Annotated in this window: 12 protein-coding genes; 1 reads left to right on the top strand and 11 read right to left on the bottom strand. The window is 64.6% G+C overall.

Annotation, left to right across the window (positions count from 1 at the left end; translation table 11 throughout):
- Window positions 1-70 precede the first annotated feature (70 nt).
- Window positions 71-1102 (bottom strand): agmatine deiminase, encoded by a 1032-nt coding sequence (gene aguA / locus AZOLI_RS23030; RefSeq protein WP_014249595.1) that lies wholly within the window; start codon window positions 1100-1102, stop codon window positions 71-73.
- A gap of 1032 nt (window positions 1103-2134) precedes the next feature.
- On the opposite strand from aguA, the gene AZOLI_RS23035 reads away from it, so the two are divergent.
- The gene (locus AZOLI_RS23035) at window positions 2135-4195 is read left to right on the top strand and encodes a sulfatase-like hydrolase/transferase (protein WP_014249598.1); all 2061 of its coding nucleotides are present in this window, start codon (window positions 2135-2137) and stop codon (window positions 4193-4195) included.
- Window positions 4196-4318: 123 nt separating this feature from the next.
- Here AZOLI_RS23035 and AZOLI_RS23040 read toward each other — a convergent pair whose 3' ends face one another.
- From AZOLI_RS23040 to AZOLI_RS31610, 10 genes are all read right to left on the bottom strand, one after another.
- Window positions 4319-5152: an ABC transporter permease subunit gene (locus AZOLI_RS23040; protein ID WP_014249599.1), complete on the bottom strand. Its 834-nt coding sequence runs from the start codon at window positions 5150-5152 to the stop codon at window positions 4319-4321.
- Window positions 5149-6093 carry an ABC transporter permease subunit gene (locus tag AZOLI_RS23045; RefSeq protein ID WP_014249600.1) on the bottom strand — a complete coding sequence of 315 codons (945 nt, stop codon included), beginning with the start codon at window positions 6091-6093 and terminating at the stop codon, window positions 5149-5151. Before AZOLI_RS23045 ends, AZOLI_RS23040 begins: the two co-directional genes overlap by 4 nt.
- Complete coding sequence (locus AZOLI_RS23050; protein ID WP_014249601.1) at window positions 6090-7253, bottom strand: ABC transporter ATP-binding protein; 1164 nt, start codon at window positions 7251-7253, stop codon at window positions 6090-6092. Before AZOLI_RS23050 ends, AZOLI_RS23045 begins: the two co-directional genes overlap by 4 nt.
- A gap of 99 nt (window positions 7254-7352) precedes the next feature.
- Window positions 7353-8450, bottom strand: coding sequence for an extracellular solute-binding protein (locus tag AZOLI_RS23055; RefSeq protein WP_014249602.1), 1098 nt, complete (start codon window positions 8448-8450; stop codon window positions 7353-7355).
- Between the two features lie 131 nt (window positions 8451-8581).
- A complete protein-coding gene (locus AZOLI_RS23060) occupies window positions 8582-10138 on the bottom strand; it encodes a GDL motif peptide-associated radical SAM/SPASM maturase (RefSeq protein ID WP_014249603.1) in 1557 nt (518 codons plus the stop codon).
- Between the two features lie 137 nt (window positions 10139-10275).
- Window positions 10276-10470 (bottom strand): DUF1843 domain-containing protein, encoded by a 195-nt coding sequence (locus tag AZOLI_RS23065; protein WP_014249604.1) that lies wholly within the window; start codon window positions 10468-10470, stop codon window positions 10276-10278.
- Between the two features lie 82 nt (window positions 10471-10552).
- On the bottom strand, window positions 10553-10744 hold the full coding sequence (locus AZOLI_RS23070; protein WP_014249605.1) for a DUF1843 domain-containing protein: 192 nt from the start codon (window positions 10742-10744) through the stop codon (window positions 10553-10555).
- Window positions 10745-10790: 46 nt separating this feature from the next.
- Window positions 10791-10976 (bottom strand): DUF1843 domain-containing protein, encoded by a 186-nt coding sequence (locus tag AZOLI_RS23075; RefSeq protein WP_014249606.1) that lies wholly within the window; start codon window positions 10974-10976, stop codon window positions 10791-10793.
- 961 nt (window positions 10977-11937) lie between these two features.
- On the bottom strand, window positions 11938-12312 hold the full coding sequence (locus tag AZOLI_RS23080) for an EamA family transporter (protein WP_014249608.1): 375 nt from the start codon (window positions 12310-12312) through the stop codon (window positions 11938-11940).
- Between the two features lie 41 nt (window positions 12313-12353).
- Complete coding sequence (locus tag AZOLI_RS31610) at window positions 12354-15260, bottom strand: UbiA family prenyltransferase (RefSeq protein WP_014249609.1); 2907 nt, start codon at window positions 15258-15260, stop codon at window positions 12354-12356.
- Window positions 15261-15480: the final 220 nt, after the last annotated feature.

The following is a 15480-nucleotide window of genomic DNA, read 5'->3' on the forward strand; positions in this document are numbered from 1 at the left end:
GACAGGAACACCGGCCGTGCCGACGCGTTCCCTCGCCCGCCCAATGGCGGAGGCGGAGAGGAACCCGCCGTCAGGGAAGCGGCTGCTGCTGGGTGATGCAGTGGATGCCGCCGCCGCCGCGCACGATGTCCATGGCGGCGATCTGCACCACCTCGCGGTCGGGGAAGGCCTTGCGGACGACGCGGTAGGCCTCGTCGTCGGCCGGATCCTCGAAGGCGGGCATGACGATGCCGCCATTGGCGATGTAGAGGTTGGTGTAGGACAGGGTCAGGCGCACGCCATTCATGTCGCGGCGTGCGGGCTGCTGGATCGGGATGACCTCCAGTTCGCGGCCCTTGGCGTCGCGGGCGCGCTTCAGCCGGTCGAGGTTGTCCTGGAAGATCTTGAAATTGGGGTCGCCGGGATCGTCGGTGGTGATCGCCATCACCACGCCGGGACGCACGAACAGCGCGATCTCGTCGATATGGCCGTCGGTCTCGTCGTCCTGATAGCCCTCGCCCAGCCAGATGACCGTCTCGATGCCGAGATGGTCCTTCAGGTTCCGCTCGATCTCCTCCTTCGACAGGCCGGGATTGCGGTTAGGGTTCAGAAGGCATTGTTCCGTGGTGATCAGCGTCCCCTCCCCGTCCACATGGAACGAGCCGCCCTCCATCACCAGCGGGGCGGAAAAGCAGGGGAGCTTGAGGTGGTCGAGAATCAAGCGGCCGACCTGCCGGTCCTTGTCGCAGCCGTCGTAATTGCCGCCCCAGGCGTTGAAGCCCCAATGGACGCCGGCCAGCCCGCCCTTGCCGTCGACGACGAAGCTGGGACCGGTATCGCGAATCCAGGAATCGCTGATCGGCAGCGGCAGGATCTGAACGCCGGGACCGCAGGCGAGCGATGCTTCGGCCACATCCGCCGGGTCGCACACCATTGTCACCGGCTCGAACCGGGAAATGGCCTGCGCGACCTCGGCGTAGGCGTCGCATGCAGCGTCGAAAGCGCCCTCTGGCCAGGTTTCCGGCCGGCATGGCCACGCCATCCAGCAACCGCTGTGGCGCGCCCATTCGCCGGGCATGTGGAAGCCTTGACCCGTCGGCGTCGGGGCGTTCGGTGTCGTCATGCGTCGATCCCTCTACGCTTTTAAAAGTCCCAGCCTGCCCTTCGCAGCCGCAACACCAATGGGATGGTCGGCGAACCACGTGGGACCGGGACGTTTTTCATCCCAATCCACCCTAACCACGGGAGCGCGCGTTTGGCAATCGCATCCACCGCAGCTGGCACTTGGCCTTATGGCAGAGGAACTTCTCAAAGGACGCGATCAAGATGTCGCGTCGGCATGCCGGGAGAGGGAGCCGGCAAGGGCGCGGTCAGCGGCCGGACGGCGGGCGCAGGGCGCGACGGGCGGTAACCGTACGGGTGGTCGAATAAGCAGTGGAAACAGGATTGAAGAATCCGAGCCTCAACAAGGGGAACCACAGGAGCGCGCGCATGGCACAGCCTCTTTCGCTGTTGACGATGACATCAATATAGCAAAAGAAACGGGCAATTGCCATCCGTAGCGGCACGGGTCTGCCGAGCGCGGATGGGAGAGCTTGCGGACCCATGGCTGAGCGGCTCAGCAAATTTTCCGGGTCCAGCCATTCATGAGCGGAGCTCGGAAGTCCTGCTTAGGGTTCGGACCGCCAAAGAGACTGTTCTGGGATGGAACCATTGTGATTCCCCCGCCTGAAAAGGGGCGTTGCGATGAGCCCCTGTCAATTCCGGGCGACGGTGGAGCAGTTTGGGCAGATCGAGCCACACCTTCCGCACGGCATCCGTGGCAAACCCTGCGTCAATGCGGAGAGACCCTTTCCAAGGATTAGGAAGCGGTGCGCCACGCGAAAACCAATGCTTGTCCACCGCAGCGGTGATTACGCGCCGCTCTTAAATCATACAAAACAAAAACACACATCAGTATGGATATAACATTGCATAGATGAAATTTATACGACTGCGAATATCAATTGACGTAGTGATTTTTATCTATTTATCTTTGAAGAAAGAAAAACAGCTATAGGACGCCTTCCGAAACGGAAGATCATCCGATTCCAGAAGGTCGATTACCTATTGTCGTCGCTATTCCCCGATATGGATCGCAAGGGATAATATTGCCATGACTGAAAATACCAGCCGCCCCCAGCGCAATGGTTCTCGGCCCAACATCCTTCTGATCTCCGTCGATCAATACCGCTACCCGCGCTTCTCCTATGGTCCCAATGGCGGACTGGCAGAACCGCTGAAGCGGATCCTGGGATTCCGGGGCGAGGCGGACGTGGGCGAGAACGAATATGCCCGCTACTTTCCCGGCCTGACCCGGCTGCGCAGGAACGCGGTGGCTCTGCACAACCACACCATCGCGTCCAGCGCCTGCACCCCCAGCCGTGCGGTGATGTTCACCGGCCAGTACGGCAACCGCACCGGCGTGACCCAGACCGACGGCATGTTCAAGGACGGCAACGCGCCGCAATTCCCGTGGCTGGAGGCCGACGGCCATCCCACCATGGGCCATTGGATGCAGGCCATCGGCTATTCCTCCCATTATTTCGGCAAATGGCATGTCAGCAACCCGGCCGGCCATTCGCTCCAGCGTTACGGCTTCTCCGATTGGGAGCTGTCCTATCCGGAGCCCCATGGGGCGGCCATCAACAACCTGGGCATCTACCGCGACGCCGGTTTCGCCGACAACGCCTGCCTGTTCCTGCGCCGCCGCGGACTGGCGCTGCCCTACAATTACGGGGTTTCCGCCGACGAGGCGCGGCCCGGCCCCAACACCCCCGCCACCGACGCCGCCCAGCGCCCGTGGTTCGCGGTGGTGTCCTTCACCAATCCCCACGACATCGCCACATATCCCACGGTGGTTTCCCAGGCCCTGCCGCCGACCGATGGAAGCGCGGCAAAGACCCAACCGGTGTTCGGCCCGCTCGACGTGCCTCTCCAGGGTCAGTCGTCGCTCCCGCCGACCGAGGGCACCATGTCGATGCCGCTCAACTCGCAGGGCTTCCCGCAGGATTGCGCTGGCAAGATCCCCACCTGGAACGAGGATCTGTCGACCAAGCCGTCCTGCCAGTTCGACGCCGCCTACAAGATCGGACTGGCCCTGTCCGCCAAGGCGAGCCACGGCGCCGTCAGCGCCGCCGGCAACGTGGCCGGGACCGCCGACTGGGAAGCCGCGGTGGCGTTGGCCCTGAAATTCACCATTCCGTTCCAGCTTTCCGAGGATCCTGAGGGGTACAGCATCCAGCTCCTGCAATTCTACGCCTGGCTGCATTCCCAGGTCGATCCCCAGATCAACCGCGTGCTCCAGGCCCTGGAGGATTCCGGGCAGGCCGAAAACACCATCGTCATCTTCGTGGCCGACCACGGCGAGTTGGGAGCGGCCCACAACATGATGCTGGAGAAGTGGCACGTCGCCTATGAGGAGGCCGTGCATGTGCCGATGGTGGTCCGGTTCCCGACCTCGATGGGCGGCGACGGGAACACGCTGAGGCATGTGGATACCGTGACCAGCCATGCCGACCTCGTGCCCACCGTGCTGGGCCTGACCGGCGTCGGCCAGGAGTCCCTGGACGAGGCGGCGGCCAAGCTGGCCGAACGCCACACCATGGCACCGTTTCCCGGCGTCGATCTGACCCCGGTGCTGAAGACCCCCGACACGCCGGTGACCTACCCCGACGGCCAGCCGCGCGAAGGCGTGCTGTTCATGACCGACGACGAGGTGACCCAGCCCGCCGAGGGAGGCCGGCTTACCCAGCCGGACTACTACGGCGCGTACGAGGTATACTGCCAGACAGTCGAGGCCGTGCGCACCGGCGGATTCAGCGTCAAGAGCGTGCCTGAACTGTCCCCCGGCCCGGTGCGCCAGCCCAACCACATCCGGTGCGTGCGCACCGATAACGCCAAGCTGGCCCGCTACTTCGACCCGGCGAACCCGCTCCTGCTGGAATGGGAGATGTACGATCTGACCCGGGATCCAAACGAAGAGACCAATCTCGTGCAGGTGAAGGGACGGGCCCCCACGGCGCGCACGGACCTGGAGACTCTGCCCGGCTGGTACGACGTCGCGACGGTCCAGGCCGAAGCCGACCGCCTCGCCGCCTTGCTGGCGGATGTGGAGAAGCGTGCGGGGCTGGACGTGCAGCCTTCCGTTCCGGTGGAAGAGACGGTGCCGGCATAAGGTGAAGGCGGGGGCTTTGGAAACGAGGGTCCCCGCCCCTTACCGTACTAAGAAAACAAAAGGCTGGAACCCGTCCGGTGCGTCAATACGCACCGGAGGGACTCCAAACGCACAGCTCTGCGCTCATCCGTTCTGTATCGCCATCTGCTCGTCGCGTTTGCGCTGACGCTCCTGGCGGGCCATGACGATGCTGGCGACGAAGATGCCGGTCGCCACCACCAGAACCATCAGGGTGGCCAGCGCGTTGATCTGCGGGCTGATGCCGAACTTCACGCTGGAGAAGATCACCATCGGCAGCGTCGTCGAACCGGGACCGGACACGAAGCTCGCCACCACCACATCGTCCAGCGACAGGGTGAAGGCCAGCAGCCATCCGGCGACCAGCGCCGGGGCGATCAGCGGCAGGGTGATGACGAAGAACACCTTGGCCGGGCGGGCGCCCAGATCCATCGCCGCCTCCTCCAGGCTGCCGTCCATGCCGGCAAGCCGCGACTGGATGACCACCGCGACATAGGACATGGTGAAGGTGGTGTGGGCGATGGTGATGGTCGTGATGCCGCGCCCGTCGGGCCAGCCCAGCCATTGCTCCATCGCCACGAACAGCAGCAGAAGCGACAGGCCGGTGATGACCTCCGGCATGACCAGCGGCGCCGTGATCATGCCGCCGAACAGCGTCCGGCCGCGGAACCGCCCGAAGCGGACCAGCGCCAGCCCGGCGCAGGTGCCCAGCAGGACCGACAGCGTCGCCGACACCGCCGCCACCTGGAAGGACAGCAGGGCCGCGTCCAGCAGGGTGTCGTTGTGGATCAGCTCCGCATACCATTTGGTCGAGAAGCCGCTCCACACCGTCACCAGCCGCGACTCGTTGAAGCTGTAGACGATCAGCAGCGCGATGGGCACGTAGAGGAAAGCATAGCCGAACCACAGCGCCCAGGACAGGAACCCGATCCGTTTCATCGGCCGGCCTCCGCCTGTTTGCCCTGCACATGCTGGAAGATCATGATCGGCACCACCAGGACCAGCAGAAGCGCGATGGCGACGGCCGATGCCACCGGCCAGTCGCGGTTGGCAAAGAACTCGTTCCACAGCACGCGGCCGATCATCAGCGTGTCGGGACCGCCAAGCAGTTCCGGCGTCACGAACTCGCCCACCGCCGGGATGAAGACCAGCAGCGAGCCGGCGACGATGCCCGGCAGCGACAGCGGCAGAGTGATCGACAGGAAGGACTTGAAGGGCCGCGAGCCGAGATCGGCCGCCGCCTCCAGCAGGCTGGGGTCCATCTTCTCAAGCGTCGAATAGAGCGGCAGCACCATGAAGGGCAGGTAGCAATAGGTCATGCCGATATAGACCGCCCAGTCGGAATAGAGGATCTCCACCGGGCCGCTGGTGATGCCCGCCCACTCCAGCAGATTGCTGATGACGCCGTTGCCCTTGAGGATGCCGATCCAGGCATAGATGCGGATCAGGAAGCTGGTCCAGAAGGGCAGGATCACCAGCATCATCAGCGGCCCGCGCCGCGCCGGCTCGGCCTTGGCGATGGCGTAGGCCATGGGATAGCCGATGAGCAGGCAGAACAGCGTGGTGACCGCCGCGATCTTCAGCGAGTTCAGGTAGGCGAGGATGTAGAGGTCGTCCCCACCCAGCCGGAAGTAATTGCTGATGTTCAGCAGGACCTGCAGCTTGGAGGTGCCGGCATCCTCGTCGGTCAGCCATTCCACCAGCGACGAATAGGGCGGCTGGGCTATGATCGATTCGGAAAAGCTGATGCCGAAGACGATCAGGAAGGGCACCAGGAAGAACAGCATCAACCACAGATAGGGGATGGCGACGACCACGCCGCGGCCCCACAGCCCGATCCGGCTGAGCCCGGAAACGAGGATGGAGACGACCGTCCTCATTGGGTCAGCACCACGCCGGCGAAGGGGCGCCAGGTCAGGGTCACCTCGTCCTCCCAGGTGATCGGCATTTCGGTGCGGCGGGTGACGTTGGGGGCGGTGACGCGCACCGTCTTGCCGGTCGGCAGTTGCACCAGATAGATCGACACATCGCCGAGATAGGCGATCTCCCGCACGATTCCGGTGGTCCGGTTGCGGCCATCACCACCGGAGGCACCCTCTGCGACCGGCTCCTTCGACAGGGCGATCTTCTCCGGCCGGATGGCCACGGAGACCGGGGAGCCGGCCGGCGCCGGGGTGGCATGGGCGATCAGCAGCTCGCATCCCGCCTCCTCCGAGGCGACGATCACCTGATCGCCGTCGGTCTCGACGACGCGGCCGTCGAACATGTTGATGGAGCCGATGAACTCCGCGACGAAGCGGTTGTGCGGATATTCGTAGATCTCGGTCGGCGTGCCCACCTGCGCGATGACGCCATGGTTCATCACGGCGATGCGCGAGGACATTGTCATCGCCTCTTCCTGGTCGTGGGTCACGACGATGAAGGTGACGCCCAGCTTTTCCTGGATGTTGACCAGTTCGAACTGGGTGCGCTCGCGCAGCTTCTTGTCGAGCGCGCCCAGCGGCTCGTCCAGCAGCAGCAGCTTCGGCCGCTTGACCAGGGAGCGGGCGAGCGCCACGCGCTGGCGCTGGCCGCCGGACAGCTGGTGCGGACGGCGCTTGCCGAAGGCCGACAGCTGGACCATGCCCAGCATCTCCGCCACGCGGTCGCGGATCTCCGCCTTCGCCACCCCGTCCTGGCGCAGGCCGAAGGCGACGTTCTGCTCCACCGTCATGTGCGGGAACAGGGCGTAGGACTGGAACATCATGTTGACCGGCCGCTCATAGGGCGGGATGCCGGCCATATCGACGCCGTCGATGAAGATCTTGCCCTCGGTCGGCTGTTCGAACCCCGCCAGCATGCGCAGCAGCGTCGTCTTGCCGGAGCCCGAGCCGCCGAGCAGGGCGAAGAACTCGTTTCGGTAGATCGACAGACTGACCTCGTCCACCGCGACGAAGTCGCCGAAGGTCTTCGTCACCTTTTCGATGCGGACATAAGGCGTCTGGCCCGCGTCCTGCCACGGTTCGAGGCGGGTGGGCTTGCGAATCGGCTGACCGGCCATCCGGGTTCCTCTTTCATGACAACGCCCCGGCAGTTCCCCATCGCTGGGGATCGGCCGGGGCGGGTCGGCGCCTCAGGTTGGCGCCTCAGGGGGTCCGGCTTACTTGCCGGTCTTGACCTTGGTCCACACGCGGGTGCGGGCGCGGTCGGTGGCCTGCTTGATCTGCTTCAGCGAGAACAGCTTCAGATTGCTGTCGGCCGGCAGGAAGATGCCCGGGTTCGACTTGATGTCGTCTGCCACCATCGGCAGCGAGGCCGGCACCGCGTTGGCGTAGCTGACCTTGTTGGAGATGTTCGCCATGTTGGCCGGGTCGAGCGCGAAGTTGATGAACGCGTGCGCACCGTCCTTGTTCGGCGCATCGGCCGGGACCGCCAGGGTGTCCCACCACACCTGTACGCCTTCCTTCGGCGTGATGTACTCCACCTTGGCGCTCTTGGCCTCGGCGGCGCGGGCGGCACCCTGGATGGCGTCGCCGTTGTAGGCCATCACGACGCAGGCGTCGCCGCCGGCCAGGATGTTGATGTTCTCACCGGTGACGAAACGCTTGATGTAGGGGCGGACCGCCATCAGCGTCTTTTCGACCTTGTCCAGATCCTCCTTCTTTTCGGAGTTCGGATCCAGGCCGAGATAATTCAGCACCGACGGGATGACGTCGATGGCCGAATCCATCACGGTGATGCCGCAGGCGGCGACCTTCTTCGCCACTTCCGGCTTGAAGATCAGGTCCCAGCTGTCCAGCGCAACGTCGGGGGCGACGGCCTTGATCTTTTCCGGGATGATGGCGATGCCGACGGTCCCGCCGAGATAGGGCACGGCGAACTTGTTGCCGGGATCGGAATTCTCCAGCAGCTTCAGGACCTTCGGGTCGATGTTCTTGTAGTTGGGGATCTTCGACTTGTCGAGCGGCCCCACGACCTTGGCCTGGATCAGGCGGGAGAGCGTCGGCTCCGCGGTCGGCACGATCACGTCGTAGCCGGACTTGCCGACCAGCACCTTCTGCTCCAGCAGCTCCAGGCTGTCGTACAGGTCGACCTTCGTCTCAGCGCCCGTGGCCTTGGTGAAGTCGGCGAGGGTCGTCTCACCCAGATAGTCGTTCCAGATGTAGATATTGACCGGCTTCTTGGCCTGGGCCATCGCCGGGCCGGCGATGGCAATCGCCGCGACCGCGCCGATGAGGCTGAGAGCGAATTTTTTCATGGTTTGCCCCGACCTGTTCGTCTGTTTTGCGGGCGCCGCCGCATCCCGACGGCGTAACCCGGCTCGCGGGCGCTATTGCACCCAGGCCCGGGTGTGTTGTCAACGGTTTGGGTCAGGGTTCCGGCCCGTCGTCAGTCGCCCGCGGCCGTGGCGGGCGATGGTGCACCGGCCGCCTCCAGCTTCGCTGCCCGCGCCTCGTCCAGCAGGCGCTGGGTTTCGCGGATCAGGGCACGGCGCCGCGCGCTGTCGATCCCGTGCTGCGCCGCCGCCGCGGCGACATCGGCGCCGCAATGGGGGCAGTCGGTCTCATGCGGCCAGACATACTGGTTGCAGGCGCGGCAGAGCGTCAGGCTGGGCGGCACCACGCCCCCTTCGAGGGAGCGTTCATACTCGTGGCGGTGGACCTTGGCCGGGTCGCGCTCCGGCAGGCCGGGGGACTCGGCGCCGGGGATCGGCTCCTGGATCAGGGCGAATTCGCCGATGGCGAAGGCCTCGTTCGGCGCGTCCTTGATCTTCACCACCCGCTCGCGCAGGCCATGCTTGGCGAGGTCGAGCACGCGGTAATGGCAGTAGGGATTGTTGCCGCGCTTGCCCAGCAGCGATTCGGAGGTCCAGGTGCAGCCGGCGCGGCAGATGTCGGCGTAATAGCAGGTGCGGCAATAGCCCCACAGCTCGTCCACCGACCGCAGGCGGCCGAACTGCATCCGGTCGGCATGGCGCCAGATGTCCTCCACGCTCATCTCGCGGATGTTGCCGGCGGCATAGAGGGAGGTCGCAAGCGACGGGCAGCCTTTCAGCGTGCCGTCCGCTTCGATGCCGATGCCGATCTGCCCGGCGGCGCAGCCGGTCCAATGCATCCGGTCGTCGCCCAGACCGCGCCAGATATGCTCATAGGGACCGTAATAGCCGACATTGTTGCCGACCACCATCAACAGCCCGCGGTCGAGCCCCTCGCGGTAGAGGCGGGCCAGCAGGGGCATGACGTCGAGAAGGCGATGGGGTTGCAGCAGCAGGTCCGGATTGTCGACGGCATTGCCCATGGCGACGGTGAACTGGATCTGCCAGTGCGTGGCCCCAGCCTCGATGATCCGGTTCATCAGCTCGGGCAGGTGGTCGGGGGTTTCGGGGCCGATCTGGGTGTTGACCGACACCGCCAGCCCGCGGTCCTTGGCCCGGCGCAGGGCGCTCATCGCCTGATCGTAGGAACCGGAAACGCCGCGCACCCGGTCGTGCAGGTCGGGCAACCCGTCGATCGAGACGCCGATGGCCTGGAGTCCGGCCGCGACCGCCTCGTCCAGCCGGCGGTCGGTCAGATTCCGGCCGCCGGTCTGCACGGCGGTCCTGATGCCGTGGCTGCGGCAGCGCCGGATGATCTCCACCCAGTCCTTGCGCAGATAGGCCTCGCCGCCGATCAGCGAAATCTCGCGGGTGCCGAGCGCCGCGAGACGGTCGACGAGGTCGAGCGCCTCCTCGGTAGTCAACTCGTCCGGCCGCGGCCGGCCGGCGCGCGATCCGCAATGCTGACATTTCAGATTGCAGGCAAGCGTGGTTTCCCAGACCACCAGGACCGGAACCAGCTTGCGGAAATCGTCGTCGAAGCAATAGCGGGCCGGCACGGACGCCGGCTGTTCCGGGAGCTGTTCCGGGGAGCGGGCCGAAAGGTCGGGGCTGGGAAGCGGCTGGTCCATGGTTCCGGGGTCTTCCTCAGAATGGCATTGGCTCGGAATGACATCGGCTCGGAATATCGGCGGCGGCTCTGACTATCGGCGGCACAGCGCCGCCGGGGTGCGGGCCGGCATGGACGCCGCACCCCGGCCGCCGCGGATCAGCTGTTCGCCTCGGCCTTGGCAATCTCGACCTTCAGGAGCTGCAGCAGCCCCGGAACGTCGCCGTAGGTGGCGAGATGCTGCTCGGCCTCGGCCGCGACCTGCTTCATCGTCGCCAGATCGCCGCCGGCGATGGCGTCGGTCATGGTGGCCATGTACATCGGACGGAAAGGGGCAACGGTCGAATCGGACATCTGTCGGTTCCTCAGTTTTGAATGGCGGGAAGATTGGAAATCGGTCGATCGGCAATCAGGAGGCGGGGCAAGCCCGACCGGGTCAGGAACCGGCTTCGGCCTTGGCGATCTCGACCTTCAGCAGATGGAGAATCGAGGCGACGTCGCCGTGTTCGGCGAGATGCTGCTCGGCGGCCGCGGCCACCTCCTTCATCTTCGCCAGATCGCCACTGACGATGGCATCGGAGATCGCCACGCCATACGGCTTGATGGAGCGCAGGGGTGCTTCGGACATGTAAAAATGCTCCGCGGGAAGAATAGAACGGCGTCGGCGATCCCGATCAGCCCTTCGCTTCGGCTTTCGCGATCTCGATCTTCAGGATCTCGAGCATCGAGGCGACGTCGCCATTCTCGTTGAGGTGCGTCTCCGCCGCCGAGGCCACCTCCTTCATCTTGGACAGATCGCCGCTGGCAATCGCCTCGGTCATGGCACCGCCGTAGAGCATGCGGATGGGGGGGGTGGACATCGAATGATCTCCTTCAAGGCATGGTTGGAGAAACGCGCTTTGTATGCGCAGCTTGATGCCGATGTTTGAAACTGACGAAATTCCTGAATAGATAGACGGCAGCTGAAAATCGGCAAACCTATTCGAACATTCAGAATTATCAGAAATTCAACAAAAGTGGCGAACCGCCATTTATCATACTATTGAGTGCTATTTATTTGTTCCTTCCCACATTTATATCGGCACGCCAGCTGTGGTCAATTGTAAATATGTTATTTTTAATTTTTGTTTTGAAAGAATGCTTTTGTACCTGATTGATTGCGCATCTTCCTATGCAGATCTTGATCCGCCGGGCGCATACGAAAAGGGATGCCACGCCTGGGCACAGGGCGGCACGGATGCCGGTACCAAACACTCAACAATGGGGCGTTCGACGGGAGCCGGACCGGCGCCCTTGGGCCGGTGGCGCCACGAGGTCAGATGTCGGCTTCGATCGTTGCGATGTGGATCTTCAAGACTTCGAGCAGCTGAACGACGTTGCATGTTCAGCCAGATGCTGTTCAGCCAGATGCTGTACGGCGGCAGAAGGCGGCCGGTCGCGACCGCAAGGGGCGAAAATCCCGTGCGTTGAATGCCGCGACCGGCAAAGAGAGCCCTCTTCCCGGGCAACGGCCTGCCGGCCGGCACCCGGGCCGCCTGTCGTCCAAATTGCGTACCTTGGTATTTTTTCTCGCGAATATGCTGTCAGTTATATCCATCCGGGAAATCCGGTCAACATCGGAATCGCGGCAATTTTATTTTAGAACTGAAAGATTCGATGATGAAAATGGTTTCCATATCATGGTAGTCACCAAGATGAAGCCGAAGGCGATTTGTAATATTTGCGCAACGCAAAAAGAGGGCGCCGCGACTGCTGCCGCGGCGCCTTCATCTTCGATGGCCGGTGCAGATCCGACCCTTTTTTTGCGGGCTGGGGTCCCTTTCAGCTCTGGGCGGTCAGCACCACGCCAAGCACGACCAACAGCGTGCCGATCACCCGCGTCAGGCTCATGCTTTCGCCCAGCAACAGGACGCCGAGAGCCAGCGTGACCAGGAAGCCCAGCCCGACGAAGGGATAGGCCATGGTGACGTCGACCTTCGCCAGCACCGCCAGCCAGACCACCATGCCCAGCCCGTAACAGGCAAGTCCGGTCAGGATATGCGGCGTGGCGACGACCGACAGGGCGATCCGCCCGGCCTCCCCCTGCGCCAGGGCGGTCGATACCGCCGGGCTGGACATTCCGATCTTCAGGGAAATCTGAGCGATGGCGGACAGCGTGACGCTCAGCAGGATCAATCCGACGACAGCGATGGGCATTGGGACTCCGGCAGGATGGCGGAAGACGGGGGACGGATTGCTCAGGCCCGGCCGAAGACGAGCACGACGGCGCAGACCAGACCGATGGCGAGGCTCCACTTGTCGCGGGCGGCGAACACCACCGGATCGTCGTGCATCAGCCCGCGGTGGGTCTGCAGCCACACCCGCCCGATCCAGAAAAGCAGAAGCGGGCAGATGATCCACAGCGCCTGCGGCTGGTCGTAGACGCGTCCGACTTCCGGGCTGTTGATGTAGAGCGCCATCACCAGCACCGAGAGGAAGCCGGCGGAAACGCCGATGGATTGCAGGACCGGCATGTCGGCGGTCAGATAGCCGCGCCCCTCCGCCTGCCCCAAGCCGAGCTTCAGCATGCTGTCCATCTCCGAATAGCGCTTCACCATCGCGAGGCTGAGGAAGAGGAACATCGAGAAGGCCAGCAGCCAGAAGGACGGGACGATGCCCGTCGCCGTCGCGCCACCCAGCACCCGCAGCGAATAGAGCCCGGCCAGCAGCATCACGTCCCAGATCACCCGGTTCTTGGCGAACAGGTTGTAGAACAGCGACGAGGCGGCATAGGTCGCCAGTGCGGCCAGGAACAGCGGCGGCAGGGTCAATGCCGACAGGACGACGCTCGCCAGCAGCAAGCCGGGGATCAGCGACAGGCCAAGGTCGAGCGGCAGGTCACCCGCGGCGAAGGGCCGCCGACGCTTGCGCGGGTGACGGCGGTCGGCCGGCAGGTCGAGCAGGTCGTTCAGCACATAGATGCTCGACGCACACAGTCCGAATGCGAGGAAGGCGGCGGCAGCCTGCAGAGTCGGACCGATCTCGCCCAGCTTCTGGCCGGCCAGCAGGGGGACGAAGACCAGGAGGTTCTTCAGCCACTGGTGCAGGCGCAGCGCCCGCAGGATCAGCAGCAGGCGCGGCCGGCGCGGCGTGGCGATGGTTTCCAGCGGGCAGAGGGTCGCGGCATGGCGCACCACGGCGGCGGACGCGTCCACCGCGATGCCGCGGCGGGCGGCGCGCCAGACGGCATAGTCGGCCTCATCATTGCCGATGTAGTCGAAGGCGCCGGACGGCACCTGCGCCCGGATCGCCGCCAGTTTGCGCTCGCTCTTCAGGTTGACGCCGTCGCTGCTGGCGAGGACCTGATCGAACAGGCCGAGATGGCGGGCGATGGCATCGGCGTAGCGGTGGTGCGCCGCGGTGGCCAGCACCAGCCGGCGGCCCCGCTCGCGCTCCGCCTGCAGCCGCACCAGAACGGCCTGGTTGTAGACCAGACCGGCCGGATCGATGTCCACCCGCCGGGCCAGCTCCGCCTTCAGCCGCGCCTTGCCCCCGGCCAGCCAGACCGGCACCAGCAAAGCGGTCCAGGGCCGCGCCTTGATCAGCCCGAACAGCGACTCGTAGAGCAGGTCGGTCTTCAGCACCGTGCCGTCCAGGTCGACGAACAGCGGGGGCTCCGCGGTGGCCGGAGACTCTGCCGACCCGGCTGCGGCAGCCGGAGCAAAGGCAGCGACGTCGAGAGCGACAGCCGGAGTACTGGCGGCGGTGGCGGCTCCTCGTTCGGCAATCTCCCCCCGGGCCGATCCGGGCGTTGCGGTGCGGTCATGGCGGCCGGCCAGCACGTACACCAGGCCCAACAGCATCAGGGTGGCGAAGAAAAGGTAGGATTGCAGGATGTTCAGCGGTGTCGCGGCCAGCGCATTGACCGGCCAGAACAGCAGGTTGCCGGCCAGGAAATAGGCGGTCGCCAGCAACGCGAAGGCTCCCGCCGGACGCCTCACGCCGGGCTCCAGCAGGATGAGGAAGGCCAGTGCGAAGGCCGGCAGCAGGATGCCGTAATGATGAACCCAGGCGACCGGAGACCCGATGGTGAAGCAGATGCCGGCGACGGTGAAGGCGACGATCCGGTCCGTGCCGCGGTCGCGGCGGCGCCACAGCAGGCCGAAGGCGAAGAAGGCGATGCCGGAAAGCTGCGTCGCGATATGCACCACGGGGTTGTAGGGGGCGAAGGACTCCGCCGACCAGTCCAGATTGTTGCCGTTGTGCAGCAGACGATTGACCAGCCCGTTGACGGTCTGGTTGACGTGATAGCTCTCGCCATGGCGGCCGATGAACAGCAGCACGTCGAGGTAATCGATCATCGGCGCGAAGCCGTAGAGCAGGGTCGCCACCGCCACACCGGGGACCACCACGGCCGCCCAGCCGGCCGCCATCCGCCAGTCCCCCCGCAGGACCGCCCAGGCCAGGAACAGCGACATCTGCGGCTTCATCAGCGTCGATGCGCCGAGCAGCGCGCCGCACAGCGCCCGGCGGTCGCGCAGCAAGGCGATGCAGGCGAAGACGAAGGCGGCATTCAGCCAGACCTGCACCTGCCCCAGCGAAAAGGCCTTCAGCACCGGATAGAAGCACAAGGTCACGGCGAAGCCGAACCCACCCAGCAGCACCTGGGTCAGCCAGTCCTCCCGCTGCTCCGGCCGCACGCTTGGCAGGCGCAGCCATGCCGCCATCTCCAGCATCAGGATCGCCATGCCGGCCGCCGTCGCCAGCACGAACAGCAGGTTGATGCGTTCGAACGCCGCGAGAGTCAGGATACCGGACGCCTGCATCGCCTCCAGCGGCAGAAGCGAGGTCACGGGATACTGGAACTTGATGCGCTGCTGGAAGAACACGCCTTCATAGACGTTTTCGCCAGGGCGTTCGTGCAGCCAGTTCAACGCCGCGATCATCGGATCCCATGAATCGACCGGAACCAGATCCGGATTTTCCAGCACGACCAGATTCTGGATGTCGGTCAGGTTGCTGGCATGGCCGCCACGGTGAAGCGCCAACCCGAGCAGGCCGGTGGTCAGCACGACGAACAGAAGCGCCAGGACGACGACGCGCTGGATCCGCCCGGCTCGATGGAGCCCTGTTGGAACGGATGTGATCGCGGGCTGCATGCTCATACTTGGCCATCCATCGGTTGCGTCGAGACGGTGCGTTTCCGCCGGTTCGACAAACCGGCAGAGCAAAAAGGGCGCACACCACGGCGTCGCGGTGCGCGATGCCCACGGCAGATGCGGTCGGAAGACTTGAATATTTTCAAAGAAGATAACAAACTGGTCACCGCAGCATCACCGAGTGGCGCCTGCACTTCCTTTTTTCAGTCCAACGGTATGACTGGAA

It is taken from the genome of Azospirillum lipoferum 4B, from assembly GCF_000283655.1.
GTDB classification, from domain to species: domain Bacteria; phylum Pseudomonadota; class Alphaproteobacteria; order Azospirillales; family Azospirillaceae; genus Azospirillum; species Azospirillum lipoferum_C.